Here is a 15,067-nt window from a genome sequence, read left to right as displayed (position 1 = left end):
AAAGGTTGAAAAAGAATAGTAGAGGATATCCATTCCATTAAGGACATCACAAAAAGACCATCAGATGGTGGTCATTTAAAATTGAATATGTAGCAAAGTTAAGGTCTATTCAGTAGCTGACTTGATTTTATAACCTTGGAACTGTGCAATTAAGATTGCCTGTTCAATTGTAATCTCACGATTGACAGGGAGAGCATCACTTTTTCGGTAAAGTTCAGCATTATAGGGTTCCTTATTTTTCAGCATATTGTATAATGCTGTTAGAAGCATTCTTGCTATTGCAATGATTGCTTTCTTGTGACCGCGACGTTTTCTTAAACGAAGATAGCGGTTACGGATTTCAGGATGTTTTTCACTTTTAACCACTGAATTGGCACATTGAACTAGAAGTGGTTTGATATAACATCCGGCTTTGGAAACCCGGACAGATTTTTTCTTCCCTGCACTTTCATTGTTGGTTGGAGTAAGACCAGCCCATGAGCATAAGTGTTTCGCCGAAGGAAAAGCCTCCATGTTCACACCAATTTCGGAAATGATTCCGATAGCAGTGAATTTATTTTTGAATGATGGAGCGGTTAGGATTAGGTCGAGTTCTTGCTGATAGGGACTGGCGAGCGCAAGGATCAGTTTTTCTAGCTCTGCTTTCCGGGATTCCAAATCTTCAAAGTGCTTTTTGATAACCTTTAATTTACCAGCTTGTTCAGGTGTGATAAAACCGTCAATAGCGAGTTCCAGTTCGGGAAGTTTTTTCTTCATGGAACCATGAATTAAAGGTTCAATATCAAAAGAAGTATCATCAGGATTTTCGAGAATCTTATCCAGGATTCTTTGAGAACTTTTACCAAAGGGGTCCGAGACAACGGAAGCCAACTGAATGTTGGAAACCGTGAGACAGTTTTGGAGACGGTTCTTCTCGCTGGACATAAAGCAGGTCAGTTTAAAACGATAGCGCATCAGATCACGAAGCTGTCTGATATCAGCGGGTGGCATAAAGCTACCGGCAACAAGATCATGCTTGAAGAGGTCAGCAATCCATTTGGCATCTTTCTTGTCAGTTTTCTTTCCACGGATAGCCTTAACATATTTAGGATGAGCAAGAACAATGTTGCAATCTTTTTCCAGAACATTGTAAATAGGAATCCAGTATTTACCGGTAGATTCCATGCAGACATCCTTACAATGATTGTCAAGCAGCCACTGTAACAATTCCTTTAACCCTTGTGTGAAGGTTGAGAAACGATGGCGCTTGTAGATGGTAACACCTTGTTTGTTAGTGGAAGCGATGCAGGCAACAACAAAAGTTTTGTGAACATCAATACCACAACAGATTTGATACACAATTTTTAAAGCCATAGGGACTCCTTTCAGAACCATAGGTTCAATAGATTATAGGGAGTAGACAGCATTGACTGAATGCTTAGGATAAAAACGAGAGTTGTTTTTACAAAGATAAGGTTACGTGCTCAGGGCACACTTATTTGTGCTTGAAAAAGCATTCTACACATATAAAAATACGGTCATCCGATGAACGGACAGCCCACTCACCTCCCCGTGATTTGTAGTATACTGAATATCCCTATGGAAACAATTATAAAAAGATAGCTGCAATAAGCCAACGTTTTTTCATGACGTTTTGTGCCTTGAGCAGCGCGAAAGGAATGGATATAAAAATGAAAAAAGGAATTATAAAAAAGGGAATTCAGTTTTATAAAAGATATGGAATACTTGGTGGAATTGCTACTTTAACAGGACAAGGTCAGATAAAGGATAAAAATTATGCTGCGTGGTATGAAAAAAATAAAGTTAGTGAGGAAGAACTGACGAAACAGCGAAATAAAGAATTTCCATACACGCCTCTATTTAGCATTTTAGTTCCAGTATATAATACACCAATCCCTTATTTGCGGGAAATGCTTGATTCAGTTCGAAATCAAACTTATCAAAAATGGCAATTGTGTATTGCGAATGCAAACCCAGAGAATGAAGAGGTTGCTCGAATTTTAAACCAATATCTAGAAATGGATAAAAGAATTCAAGTTGTAAATGTGCCTGAAAATCTGGGAATAGCACAAAATACCAATAAAGCTTTAAGTATTGCAAAAGGAGATTATATTGGGCTTTTGGATCATGATGATATGCTTGCTGCGGATGCATTGTTTGAAGCGGTAAAAACTGTCAATGACGAAAATGCGGATGTTATTTATACGGATGAAGATAAGATAACCATGTCTGGAGAAAAACATTTTCAACCGAATTTTAAACCAGAGTTTAATTTAGATATGCTAAGATCTAATAATTATATTTGTCATTTTTTTATAGCCAAGGCATCTTTAATGAAGGAGATTGGTGGATTTAGAGGTGAGTATAACGGGGCTCAAGATTATGATATGATATTTCGATGTACAGAGCGAGCGGATAATATTGTTAGAATTCCTAAAGTATTATATCATTGGAGAATGCACGAGCAATCTACAGCAGAAAATCCTGAAAGTAAAAGGTATGCATTCGATGCTGGCAAGAAAGTCATTGAGGATCATTTGAAACGTTGTGGAGAAAGTGCAGAAGTACAGATGACAGAATATCCAGGATTCTATCGGGTAAAATATGCAATAAAAGAAAAGCCAAGAGTGTCTGTTGTGATAGTCAAAGAGACAAAAAATACGATTCCTAAAGATACATTGATAAAAATTGCTGATGATTATGGAAGAGATAGGGTAGAGTTCTGCGTTGTAGATGGAAACTACAAAGGGGATATCGAATTTGATGGAATCTCAATCAATACTCTACCATGGAAAAAGAAATGTAATAATACGGAGATGTTAAATTACGGGATTGAAAAAACGAAAAATGAATATATATTAGTTTTGTCTTCCTATATAATAAAAGTGTCAGATAATTATATTGAAACATTTGTTTCTAATACTATGAGAAAAAATGTGGGAGCAGTTGGTGGAAAAATGTATTTTTCTAATGGAACAATCAAAAATGCAGGTTTATTTATAAAAAAGGACGGAACTATTGAAGAAGTATTTAAAAAACTACCTCGATTATGTGTGGGGTATATGAACCGACAATCTATGCAACAAAATATGCAGGCAATAACATTTGATGACATTATGTTCAAGAAAAGTTTGTGGAAAAAAATAAAAAATGGAATATCAAAATCTAAAAGTTTGCAAAGAGATGTAGAAATATGTACCAAAATTCGTGGGAATGATTTATTATTGGTATATACACCATGGGCGGAATCCGTGGTTGGAAAGGAAAGATAACGTAATGAAAAGGAAAATGTTTATTGTTTTATTAACAGGAGTTTTATTGTCAGTTTCAGCTTGTAGCAATTCTTCAAGTACAGATGCATCGCAGTCTGATAACCAGATAAATGAGCAACAGAAATCAGATAATGATAACCAGAAGAATGAAAAACAAGATGAACAGAGTAAGGCTGATCAGATGGAAGATGATTCTGACAAAAAAGAAAATCAAACAGTACAGGAAGATAAATCAGCAGAAATTACTATTTATACTAGCAATGATGATGCAACTGCATTTGTAGCTGAGAGTGTAAAGATAGATGAACTGACACCAGAGAATATTGTGAACGCATTAGTTCAAAAATCGGTGCTGTCTTCAGACGTTCGAGTTTTAAAATGTGAAGAACAGACTGTAGATGGAGTGAAGAGTCTGGATGTGGATTTTAATGAAGCATTTGGCGCATATGTTTGCAGTAAGGGAACAACCGGTGAGTATTATACAATCGGAAGCATTGTAAATACATTTTTAGATGCATATGGTTGTGAGAAAGTCAAGATTACGGTGGAAGGAAATACTTTAGAGACAGGACATGCAGAATATCCTGGATATATGAATCGTTTTGAATAAGAATATATAAAAACATGGTAAAAATATGAATTCCCGGTTTTTCGTTGTGGAAAGCCGGGAGTTGCTTTATAATAAAAATATATAATTGACATGGAGGTGGAAAAGTGATTCGATATAATATCCCGATTGGTATTTCTGAATTTGAGAAGATTAGGAAAAATGATTATTACTATGTGGATAAGACGGAACTGATTCAGGCTTTGGTGAAGACAGAACCTGCGGAGATTACACTTTTTACAAGACCTCGCAGATTTGGAAAGACGCTTGTCATGAGTATGCTGGCTTCTTTCTTTGATATTCGCAGAGATAGCAAAGCCTTGTTTGAAGGTTTGAAGATTGCTGAAGATCAAAAGCTGTGTGAATTGTGGATGAATCAATGGCCTGTGATTTTTCTTAGCTTTAAAGATGCAGGTGGGGAATCCTTTGAAGATGCATATGGATTATTACAATCTATTATTTCACAGTTATATGTCGAGCATGCTTACTTAGAAAAATGCGCTGAAATTGATGAATCGTATAAAGAGATTTTTACCAGACTGAAACGTCGGCAGGGAAATAAAACAGATGTACAGATTTCACTTAGAATATTAATGCGTATGATGCAGATATACTATGGAAAACAGGTGATCCTGCTGATTGATGAATATGATGTGCCGATGGCAAAGGCAGGAGCCAAGTCATATTATAACGAGATGCTAGATGTAATCGGTACAATGATGAGTCAGGCGTTAAAGGATAATGCATCACTTAAATTTTCAGTAATCACAGGCTGTCTGCGTATTTCGAAAGAGAGTATTTTTACAGGTACCAATAATTTTGTGGCAGATACCATTGCGGATGAAAGATTCAGCAGCTTTTTTGGTTTTACGGATGAGGAAGTACGAGAACTTTTAGAGAATACTGATAATCTTGAATATTTCGATCGGATCAAAAAATGGTATGATGGATACTGTTTTGGAAAGACAGAGATTTACTGCCCGTGGGATGTATTGTGTTATTTAAATAAACTGGCATTCGAATCAGAAAGCGAACCGGAGAATTTCTGGGAAAATACCAGTCATAATGATATCATCCGTACATTTTTATCCTGTGAAGGCATGGATGTGACGGATTCTTTTGAGAAACTTCTTGCAGGCGATACAATAGAGGTCAACATTACAGAAAACTTGACATATGAGAATCTGACAGATTCGGAAGAAAATCTGTGGAGCGTGTTGTATTTGACTGGATATCTGACCAAGGATATTAAAAATCCGGTGTCTGGAAAGACGAAAGCATTTTTGAAAATTCCAAATGCAGAGATTATGGATATTTTTAGGAAAAGTGTAGTGCGTTGGTTTGATGAGAAAATAGCTGTTCGTGACAGAAGCAAGTTGTTCGAGGTTTTGTGGAATGCAGATACTGGCAGATTGTCAGATTTGATATCGGAGTTGTTGTTTGAGACTATCAGTTACCATGATTATGCGGAGAGTTTTTACCATGCATTTTTAGCAGGATTATTTGCAAATGCAGGTTATATTGTGGAGTCTAATTATGAAAGTGGACTGGGAAGACCGGATCTTGTCATAAAGGATAAGAAAAAGCGTCAGGCAGCTATTATGGAAATGAAGATTGCTGACAGTTTGGAGAGTATGCAAAAGGAAGAAAAAAGAGCGCTGAACCAGATAGAAGAGATGCATTATGCAGATGGTATGTATGCTCAGGGATATCAAAAAGTGATAAAATATGGAGCCGCATTTTATCGGAAGAGTTGTCTGATTGGCAGATGTGAAGAATAAAGGTGTAACAAAGGTAGAATGAAAAAGCCAGGTTATTATTCGTCCGGAGAGTTCGCACGTATGGCGAATGTAACTCTCCGGACAATCAGGTATTATGACAAACAGAATATTTTAAAGCCATCGTACGTGTCGGATTCAGGGGCAAGATTCTATACAGATGAAGATTTTGCCAGACTGCAGCAGATTCTTCTTTTGAAGTACCTGGGATTTACGCTGGATGATATCAGAGAGATGACCATTGATGATGCAGATTATCATTTCATGCTGAATTCTTTGAACATTCAATTGAAGCTTGTGAGAGATAAGATTGAGCAGATGCAGCTTGTAGAAAAAGCAATACAGGATACATCGGAACTGATTCAGAAGGAGCACACCATTGACTGGAGCCAGATGCTGAATCTGATTCATCTGACAGGTATGGAGAAGAGCATGAAGAACCAGTATCAGGATGCGTCCAATATATCAGCCAGAATTAATCTGCACAGTCTTTATTCTGTGAATAAACAGGGATGGTTTCCGTGGATTTATGAGCAACTTTGTGTGAGAGATGGCATGAAGGTGTTGGAAATCGGTTGTGGTGATGGAACGCTCTGGAAGGAAAATAAAGACAAACTTCCAGAGAATATAGAGATTACATTGTCAGATACATCGGAAGGTATGCTTCGGGATGCGAGACGTAATGTAGGGATTGGAGACCATAGGTTCCGGTTTCGGCATTTTGACTGCCACAGAATTCCGTATGAGGATCAGAGCTTTGATCTGGTAGTTGCCGGACATGTATTGTTTTACTGTGAGGATATACCACAGGTGTGCCGGGAAGTGAAGCGTGTACTAAAGCCTGGTGGAAGATTTGTGTGCAGCACTTATGGTAGCGAGCATATGAAAGAAGTCAGTGAATTGGTACAGAGCTTTGATGATCGGATCGTACTTTCAGCAGAAAAACTGTATGAAAGATTTGGAAGAGAGAATGGGGCTGAGATACTGGAGCAATATTTTACGGATGTTCATTGGAGGACATACGAAGATGAACTCGTAATTCCAGATCCAGAACCGTTGATATCGTATATATTGTCCTGTCATGGAAATCAAAGCCAGTATATACTGGATCGGTATAAAGAGTTCCAGACTTATGTGCGGAAAAAGACGGAAAAAGGCTTCCGGATTACGAAAGACGCGGGCGTGTTTGTAGCGGAAATATGTTGAGAAGTAAGAGTAGTTGATATATAATCATAATATATATATCAACTATTTTAATATTTGCAGTGCGAAAGGATTATGTGAATGCAGAAATTATATATAAAACATCTAGGACCGATAGAGGAATGCGAAATTAATATTGAAGAATTTATGGTGTGCACAGGTCCGCAGGCATCTGGCAAAAGTACAATTGCCAAAAGTATTTTCTTTTTCAAAAATATAAAGAATATTTTGTTTGTGGAGTATAAGAAGAAATATTTGTTGAACAGACACGTAGCAGAGTCAAGAAATGTAACGGTTAAGCAACGTTTTATGAAAGAAGTCCGGGCTAATTTCTTGCAGATTTTTGGAATAACAGGAAGCTTGGATGGAGATATGTTTTTACAATATCAATATACGGAAAAGAAGATATTGAAGGTTTTTCTTGAAAAGAACAAAGAAGGACTGTATGAAGTTAAAGTGGATTTTAGCAAAGATTTTAATGAGTTATTTGAAATGCTTGAAAATCGAAGTAAAGAAATTCACAATCACCCAGATCCGATATTAGAATTAACGGAACGTGAAATCAAAGAATTTTTCAATGATAAGACGGATGTTGTTTATATCCCGGCTGGAAGAAGTATGATTACACTTTTGAGTAATCAGATGAATTATATTTACAGTTCCATGGACGATATTCAAAAACGCAATATGGATTATTGCACAAGAAGTTATCTGGAAAAGATATTGCAGATGAAATCAGTATTTACAATCAGTCCGGTTGAGATGCTGAATGATGTAATATCGATGACATATATAAAAATTGATGAGGAAAGAGCGAAAGAATCTATTTCTTTGATGAAACAATTGCTACAGGGAGAATATATTAACAAAGACGGAGAGGAACGATTGCAGGTATCCAAGAATCGATATGTGAAGTTGAACTATGCGTCTTCTGGTCAACAGGAAGTCGTATGGATATTAAATGTTTTATTCTATTATTTGCTAAATGGAGAGAGCACTTATTTCATTATTGAAGAACCGGAATCACATCTATTTCCAAATTCACAGAAACTGGTAATGGAATTTATTGCTCTAGTGTGCAATGGTAATGGTAATCAACTATTTTTGACAACACATAGCCCGTATATATTAGGAACAATTAATAACTTGTTATATGCTGATAAGGTTTCAAAAGATGTAGATGAGAGCCAATTAAGTCGAATTATTAGTAAAAATAAATGGCTTAATTATGATAAAGTAAATGCAATATTTGTGCAGAATGGAAAAATAAAATCCTGTCTTGATGAAGAGTTCAAGTCTATTGAAAATGAAGTGATTGACGGGGTTTCAGAACAGATTAACGAAGATTATGATAAGATGTTAGAGTTGAAAGGTTAAGCACAGAAAGATAAGGAGGCAATATGTTACTTACGGCAGAAAAGTCGGAATGTGAAAAGAATCAGAAAATTGTCGTGTCTCGTGATAGGGGAAGCAGTTGCCAGCACCGGGCAATTAATGATAAAGGAAAGTCGGATGTGCGACAATATCAATTGGATGGGAAATTGGTAGTTGATGAGACGTGTTGCGATTATTTGGTTTTGAATGATTCGACTAAGTCAGCGTATTTTATAGAACTTAAAGGTAGTGATATTAGGACGGCTGTTTCACAATTAGAGGTTACGGAAAGAAGATTCAGAGCAGAATTAAAAGGATATGCAATGTTTTATAGAATTATAGCTAAAAAAATGCGAACACATGAATTGAAATCTAATACGGTCAGGAAGTTTCAGGATAAGTATGGAGCAAAATTGCAATATGCTACTGAAAAGATGGAAGAACGGATTTAGATTCACGAATTCCTGAAGATTTTCTTAAATATTACAAAAAAGTCACATTTTTTATAAAAAGTACTTGAAGGTGACCCTAGGTCACCTTTTATAATGCAATCATGAACATGCCATAACTTTAGAAGATATGGTAAAACTATGTATTGTATCTATTACAAGGAGGTTCCTATATGAAAGGAATTATTTTGGCAGGAGGATCTGGAACACGTCTTTATCCTCTGACTATGGTAACATCAAAACAGTTATTACCTATTTATGATAAACCGATGATTTATTATCCGATGTCTGTGCTGATGAATGCAGGGATCCGTGATATCTTGATCATCTCTACACCACAGGATACACCGAGATTCAAAGAGCTGTTAGGAGACGGACATCAGTTTGGTGTACATCTTTCTTATGCAGTTCAGCCAAGCCCGGACGGACTTGCCCAGGCATTTATCATTGGCGAGGAGTTCATCGGTGATGATACAGTTGCTATGGTTCTTGGAGATAACATTTTCGCAGGTCATGGACTGAACAAGCGTCTGAAAGCAGCAGTAGAAAATGCTGAGACAGGCAAAGGTGCTACAGTATTTGGTTACTATGTAGATGATCCGGAGCGTTTCGGTATCGTTGAGTTCGATCACGAAGGAAAAGCAATTTCCATCGAGGAGAAGCCGGAGCATCCAAAGAGCAACTACTGTGTAACAGGACTTTACTTCTATGACAATAAAGTTGTTGAGTATGCAAAGAGTCTGAAACCAAGTGCCCGTGGAGAATTGGAGATCACAGACCTGAACCGTGTATATCTCGAGAAGGGTAATCTGAATGTAGAACTTCTCGGACAGGGATTCACATGGCTGGATACTGGTACACATGAGAGCCTTGTAGATGCTACAAACTTTGTAAAGACAGTTGAGACACATCAGCATCGTAAGATTGCATGTCTGGAAGAGATTGCATACTTAAACGGATGGATTTCAAAGGAAGAAGTTCTGGAAGTTTACGAGGTATTGAAAAAGAACCAGTATGGTCAATATCTGAAAGATGTCTTAGACGGAAAATACCGAGAGGATCTGTACTAAGATATTAGAATAAAAAATGAAGAATTTTTATAAATTTTGACTAAGTAATTCAAAGGAGATTTTTAATTATGACAATTATCGTAACCGGCGGAGCTGGATTTATCGGAAGTAACTTTATTTTTCACATGTTAGACAAATATCCGGATTATCGTATCGTTTGTCTGGACTGCCTGACATATGCAGGTAACTTATCTACACTTGCACCAGTGATGGACAACCCGAATTTCCGTTTTGTAAAAGAGAGCATCACAGACCGTGAGGCTGTTTACAAATTATTTGAGGAAGAGCATCCGGACATGGTTGTAAACTTTGCAGCAGAGAGTCATGTAGACCGTTCTATCGAGAACCCGGAAGTTTTCCTGGATACCAATATCAAAGGTACAGCAGTTCTTATGGACGCTTGCAGAAAATATGGTATCAAACGTTATCATCAGGTATCTACAGATGAGGTTTACGGAGATCTTCCACTGGACAGACCAGACCTGTTCTTTACAGAGGAGACACCAATCCACACAAGCAGCCCATACAGCTCATCAAAAGCTGGCGCAGACCTTCTTGTTCTTGCGTACCACAGAACATACGGACTGCCTGTAACAATCAGCAGATGCTCTAACAACTACGGACCATACCATTTCCCGGAGAAGCTGATTCCGCTTATGATTGCAAATGCACTGAATGATAAGCCACTTCCTGTATACGGAAAAGGTGAAAATGTGCGTGACTGGTTATATGTAGAGGATCACTGCAGAGCCATCGACCTGATCATCCACAACGGACGTGTGGGAGAAGTTTACAATGTTGGTGGACACAATGAGATGAAGAACATCGACATCGTTAAGATGATCTGTAAAGAGCTTGGAAAACCGGAAAGCCTGATCACATATGTGGCAGATCGTAAAGGACACGATATGCGCTACGCAATCGACCCGACAAAGATCCACAATGAGCTTGGATGGCTGCCGGAGACAAAATTTGCAGATGGTATCAAAAAGACAATCCAATGGTATCTGGATAACAAGGAGTGGTGGGAGACGATCATTTCCGGAGAGTATCAGAATTACTATGAGAAAATGTATGCAAACCGGGAGGGAATGAAATAATGAAAGTACTGGTAACTGGAGTAGCAGGTCAGCTCGGACATGATGTGATGAATGAACTGGCAAAGCGTGGCTACGAAGGAATCGGTTCCGATATCGCGGAAAGCTATAATGGAATCCAGGACGGTACACCGGTTGCATCTATGCCATATGTGCAGATGGACATTACAGATAAAGCATCTGTAGAGAAAGTTCTTACAGAAGTAAATGCGGACGCAGTGATACATTGTGCAGCATGGACGGCAGTTGACCTTGCAGAAGATGAGGATAAAAAGGATAAGGTTCATGCAGTAAACGCAGAAGGAACGAAAAATATTGCGGAAGTATGTAAGAAGCTTGACAGTAAGATGGTCTATACCAGTACGGACTATGTATTCAATGGTCAGGGAGAAGAACCATGGCAGCCGGACTGTAAGGATTATCAGCCGTTAAATGTTTACGGACAGTCAAAACTGGATGGAGAATTGGCAGTTTCTGAGACATTGGACAAATACTTCATCGTAAGAATTGCGTGGGTATTTGGAAAGAATGGTAACAACTTTATAAAGACTATGTTGAAAGTTGGAAAAAATCATGATAAACTTCGTGTAGTGAATGATCAGATCGGTACACCGACTTACACATTTGATCTGGCAAGACTGCTTGTAGACATGATCGAGACAGATAAGTATGGTTATTATCATGCGACAAACGAAGGCGGATACATCAGCTGGTATGATTTTACAAAAGAAATCTTCCGTCAGGCTGTAGAACAGGGACATACAGAGTACGGAGAAGACAGAATTACAGTTGATCCGGTTACAACTGCAGAGTACGGAGTGTCCAAAGCTGCAAGACCATTTAACAGCAGACTGGATAAGAAGAAACTGGTGGAGAATGGCTTTACACCACTCCCGACCTGGCAGGATGCACTTGGACGTTATCTGAAAGAGTTGAACATAGGTGAACTCTAAAAGTTTCATGAGATGCGTATAGACTCAGATAAGAGACATTGTAAGACGAATAAAAAGAGTGAAAATGAAATGGACGGGTGCACATAATATATGTGTGCCCGTATGCATCATAATCACACAAAAGGAGATATGTAAGATGGGACAGATTAAAGTAGAAAAAAATGCAGGTGGAATAAAGGGACTTTGTGTCATTGAGCCAACGGTTCATGGTGATGCAAGAGGATACTTTATGGAGACATATAATCAGAAGGATATGGAAGAGGCAGGACTTACGATGCAGTTCGTACAGGACAATCAGTCTTGTTCTACAAAAGGTGTTCTTCGCGGATTACATTTCCAGAAAGAGTTTCCACAGGGAAAACTTGTACGTGTCGTAAAAGGTTCAGTATTTGACGCAGCTGTTGATCTTAGAAGTGACAGTGAGACATACGGAAAATGGTTCGGTGTAGAGCTGACAGAAGAGAACAAGAAACAGTTCTATATTCCGGAAGGATTCGCCCATGGATTCCTTGTTTTAAGTGAGATTGCAGAGTTCTGCTACAAGTGTACAGACTTCTATCATCCGGGAGATGAAGGTGGTCTTGCATGGAACGACCCTGAGATCGGTGTAGAATGGCCACAGCTTGTAGGGGAGTATAAGGGCAATGCTTCCGCAGAAGGATATCATCTGGAAGATGGAACAGCACTGAACTTAAGTGACAAAGATCAGCTTTGGGTAGGACTGAAAGATACATTTCATTTTTAAGTAAGAGGAAATATTTATGTCATTAACATCAATAGAATTTCTGGTATTTGTGATTGTGGCAGTAGTTGGATATTATATCATTCCGAAACGCTGTCAATGGATGTGGCTGTTGCTTTTCAGCTACATTTATTATGCATCTGCCGGAATACAGTATTTAGGGTTTATTCTATATACAACACTTGTGACATATGGAACAGCGCTTGTAATTCATCGAATAGACCAGACAGATGAAGCACATAAAAAAGATGCGAAGCAAAAAAAGAAGGGCGTGTTAATACTTGCCCTTCTATTTGTGTTTGGTCTGTTAGGAGTATTGAAGTATACGAATTTTATTGTACAGAATATTGATCAGTTATTTCATACAGATTTTGGCCCATTTCATTTATTACTTCCGATTGGATTGTCTTTTTACACATTTCAGTCAGCAGGGTATATTTTAGATGTTTATTGGAACCGTTGCGAACCGGAAAAAAATGTATTTCGTTTTGCTTTGTTTGTTTCTTTCTTCCCTCAGATTTTGCAGGGACCGATTGGCAGATTTGACCGATTGACAAAGACCTTGTACGCAGAACATGAATTTGACTGGCAGAGAATTGAACGTGGTGTTCAGCGGATAATTTGGGGATTTTTTAAGAAAATGTTGATTGCAGATACAGCAGCAGTATTTGTTGATGCAATTTTTAATCAGTATCAGACTTATAATGGAATTGCAATATTAGGTGTACTGGCATATTCTGCACAGCTCTATGCGGACTTTTCAGGAGGTGTAGATGTAGTTATTGGTGTGGCAGAATTATTTGGCGTAGAGATGGATGAAAACTTTAAACGTCCGTATTTTGCAGTTTCTATTACAGATTTCTGGCATCGCTGGCATATTACATTGGGAACATGGATGAAAGATTATGTATTCTACCCGGTATCATTATCTGGCTGGATGGGAAAATTCGGTAAATTCGCAAAGAAGAAGTTTGGAAAAAATTATGGAAGAGCATTACCAATCTGTGTAGCGAATCTGATCGTGTTCCTTGTGGTAGGAATCTGGCATGGAGCAGCCTGGAAGTTTATAGTATATGGTATTTATAATGGAGTGATTATTGCATTTAGTGGTCTGATGACAAAAAATTACAGAGAGTGGAAGAAAAAGCTTCATATTGACGATAAATCTACAGGCTGGCATATATTTCAGATTATCCGGACATTTTTACTTGTGAATATAAGCTGGTACTTTGATCGGGCGGACACAATTCCACAGGCTCTTACAATGATGAAAAATTCTGTAACATATTTTGAACCTGCACAGATATTAAATATACAGTTTGGGCAGATGAATTTAAAGTATACACCTGTATTTATTGCTGTGCTGTTAGTATGTTGTGCAATTTGCTTTGTAGTCAGTTTTTTACAGGAACGAGGAACGAAGATTCGCCAGTCTCTTTCTACAAAGATATGGGTAATTCGTTGGGCAATTTATCTTGCAATGATTTTTGCAATGCCATTGCTTGGCAGAATGCCAGATACAGCAGGAGGTTTTATTTATGCACAATTTTAAAAAACTTGTCAGTCCGGTAATTTTGATGATAATTATTATTTGTGTGAATGAAATGCTTTGCTTTGCGGCAAAACCGTATAGCTTTTTTCGGTTTGATATGCATAATCTGGAAAACGGTGAGGAGTACACAGATATATTTATAGGAACTTCTCATGGAAAAGCTGCAATTGCGCCGGAAGTTGTAGATCAGTATACTGGCGGTAACAGTATCAATATGTGTCTTGGGGGCGAGTATCTTTCAGATAGTTATTTTATCGTAAAAGAAGCAATACGTGTCGGTCATCCGAAACGAGTGGTTTATGAACTGGATCCAGGTTATTGGGTGGCAGAAAAAAGCAAGGGTGCAGAATATAGAGAAATGTATGATGAGTTTCCAAAATCATTGGTAAAAGCAGAGTATTACCATCAACTGCTGTGGGGACAAGACTGGAGAATGACAATTTTTCCATGGTATCTTTGTAGAACCGGATTGAAAAACCCATTTGAAAGAATCAAGACAAAGCTTGGAGAAGCATATAAAAACTTTGACGATTCTTTCTGGAATAGTGATGTTCAGAACTATGGAGGGAAAGGGCATGTCAGCATTCACAGAACAGATGCCGTGAAGACAGAGGATAATTTGAAACTCTGGGACAGACAGGAAATTTTGCCGGAAGTAAAAGAATATTTTGAAAAACTTAAGAAATTATGCGAAGAAAATAATATAGAGCTTGTGGTAATTACAACACCGATTCCACAGGAAACAATGGAGAAGTATCAGGACAACTTTGAAGAGGCGAATGCATATTTTGCGGAATATATGGCAAAACAGGGGATTCCATATTATAATTACAATTATATAGATACAGAAAGTCTGGATAAATCGTTGAATGGATTTTCGGATTATGAAGGACATATGTATGAAGATGAAGCTGAAAAATTTAGCGCTGAGCTTGGAAAGATGCTTGCTGGAAAGTAGAGCTTTGAGAAT

The 15,067-nt window shown here is 37.9% G+C and carries 13 protein-coding genes; 12 read left to right on the top strand and 1 reads right to left on the bottom strand.

Translation table 11 applies throughout. The features are described 5' to 3' along the window. Nucleotides 1-105: 105 nt before the first annotated feature. The gene (locus G593_RS0107905; protein ID WP_029731318.1) at nucleotides 106-1,353 is read right to left on the bottom strand and encodes an IS110 family transposase; all 1,248 of its coding nucleotides are present in this window, start codon (nucleotides 1,351-1,353) and stop codon (nucleotides 106-108) included. Between the two features lie 305 nt (nucleotides 1,354-1,658). Here G593_RS0107905 and G593_RS0107900 point away from each other — a divergent pair, with 305 nt between their 5' ends. The 12 genes from G593_RS0107900 (at nucleotide 1,659) to G593_RS0107845 (ending at nucleotide 15,055) form a co-directional block, all read left to right on the top strand. After that, complete coding sequence (locus G593_RS0107900; RefSeq protein WP_242827063.1) at nucleotides 1,659-3,272, top strand: glycosyltransferase family 2 protein; 1,614 nt, start codon at nucleotides 1,659-1,661, stop codon at nucleotides 3,270-3,272. A gap of 4 nt (nucleotides 3,273-3,276) precedes the next feature. Next, nucleotides 3,277-3,882 (top strand): GerMN domain-containing protein, encoded by a 606-nt coding sequence (locus tag G593_RS0107895; protein ID WP_005337883.1) that lies wholly within the window; start codon nucleotides 3,277-3,279, stop codon nucleotides 3,880-3,882. Nucleotides 3,883-3,986: 104 nt separating this feature from the next. Further along, nucleotides 3,987-5,660: an AAA family ATPase gene (locus G593_RS0107890; RefSeq protein WP_029731316.1), complete on the top strand. Its 1,674-nt coding sequence runs from the start codon at nucleotides 3,987-3,989 to the stop codon at nucleotides 5,658-5,660. A gap of 18 nt (nucleotides 5,661-5,678) precedes the next feature. Beyond that, entirely contained in the window at nucleotides 5,679-6,863 is a 1,185-nt protein-coding gene (locus tag G593_RS0107885; protein WP_029731315.1) for a MerR family transcriptional regulator, read from the top strand. Nucleotides 6,864-6,941: 78 nt separating this feature from the next. Further along, the gene (locus G593_RS0107880) at nucleotides 6,942-8,237 is read left to right on the top strand and encodes an AAA family ATPase (protein WP_005337871.1); all 1,296 of its coding nucleotides are present in this window, start codon (nucleotides 6,942-6,944) and stop codon (nucleotides 8,235-8,237) included. Nucleotides 8,238-8,260: 23 nt separating this feature from the next. Then, complete coding sequence (locus tag G593_RS0107875) at nucleotides 8,261-8,686, top strand: hypothetical protein (protein ID WP_029731314.1); 426 nt, start codon at nucleotides 8,261-8,263, stop codon at nucleotides 8,684-8,686. A gap of 170 nt (nucleotides 8,687-8,856) precedes the next feature. After that, on the top strand, nucleotides 8,857-9,753 hold the full coding sequence (rfbA, locus tag G593_RS0107870) for a glucose-1-phosphate thymidylyltransferase RfbA (RefSeq protein ID WP_005331718.1): 897 nt from the start codon (nucleotides 8,857-8,859) through the stop codon (nucleotides 9,751-9,753). Between the two features lie 68 nt (nucleotides 9,754-9,821). Continuing rightward, on the top strand, nucleotides 9,822-10,853 hold the full coding sequence (rfbB, locus tag G593_RS0107865; protein WP_005331716.1) for a dTDP-glucose 4,6-dehydratase: 1,032 nt from the start codon (nucleotides 9,822-9,824) through the stop codon (nucleotides 10,851-10,853). Continuing rightward, nucleotides 10,853-11,803, top strand: coding sequence for a dTDP-4-dehydrorhamnose reductase (rfbD, locus tag G593_RS0107860; protein ID WP_029731313.1), 951 nt, complete (start codon nucleotides 10,853-10,855; stop codon nucleotides 11,801-11,803). Before rfbB ends, rfbD begins: the two co-directional genes overlap by 1 nt. 136 nt (nucleotides 11,804-11,939) lie before the next feature. Beyond that, nucleotides 11,940-12,548, top strand: a complete 609-nt coding sequence (gene rfbC / locus G593_RS0107855; RefSeq protein WP_029731312.1) for a dTDP-4-dehydrorhamnose 3,5-epimerase — start codon at nucleotides 11,940-11,942, stop codon at nucleotides 12,546-12,548. Nucleotides 12,549-12,564: 16 nt separating this feature from the next. After that, nucleotides 12,565-14,097, top strand: coding sequence for an MBOAT family O-acyltransferase (locus tag G593_RS0107850; protein ID WP_022279635.1), 1,533 nt, complete (start codon nucleotides 12,565-12,567; stop codon nucleotides 14,095-14,097). Continuing rightward, nucleotides 14,084-15,055 (top strand): hypothetical protein, encoded by a 972-nt coding sequence (locus G593_RS0107845; RefSeq protein ID WP_029731311.1) that lies wholly within the window; start codon nucleotides 14,084-14,086, stop codon nucleotides 15,053-15,055. The genes G593_RS0107850 and G593_RS0107845 overlap by 14 nt, the downstream gene beginning before the upstream one ends. Nucleotides 15,056-15,067: the final 12 nt, after the last annotated feature.

Origin of the sequence: Dorea sp. AGR2135 (assembly GCF_000420885.1) — a bacterium.
Taxonomy (GTDB): Bacteria; Bacillota; Clostridia; order Lachnospirales; family Lachnospiraceae; genus Dorea; species Dorea formicigenerans.
This window is presented reverse-complemented; position numbering and strand designations above follow the sequence as displayed.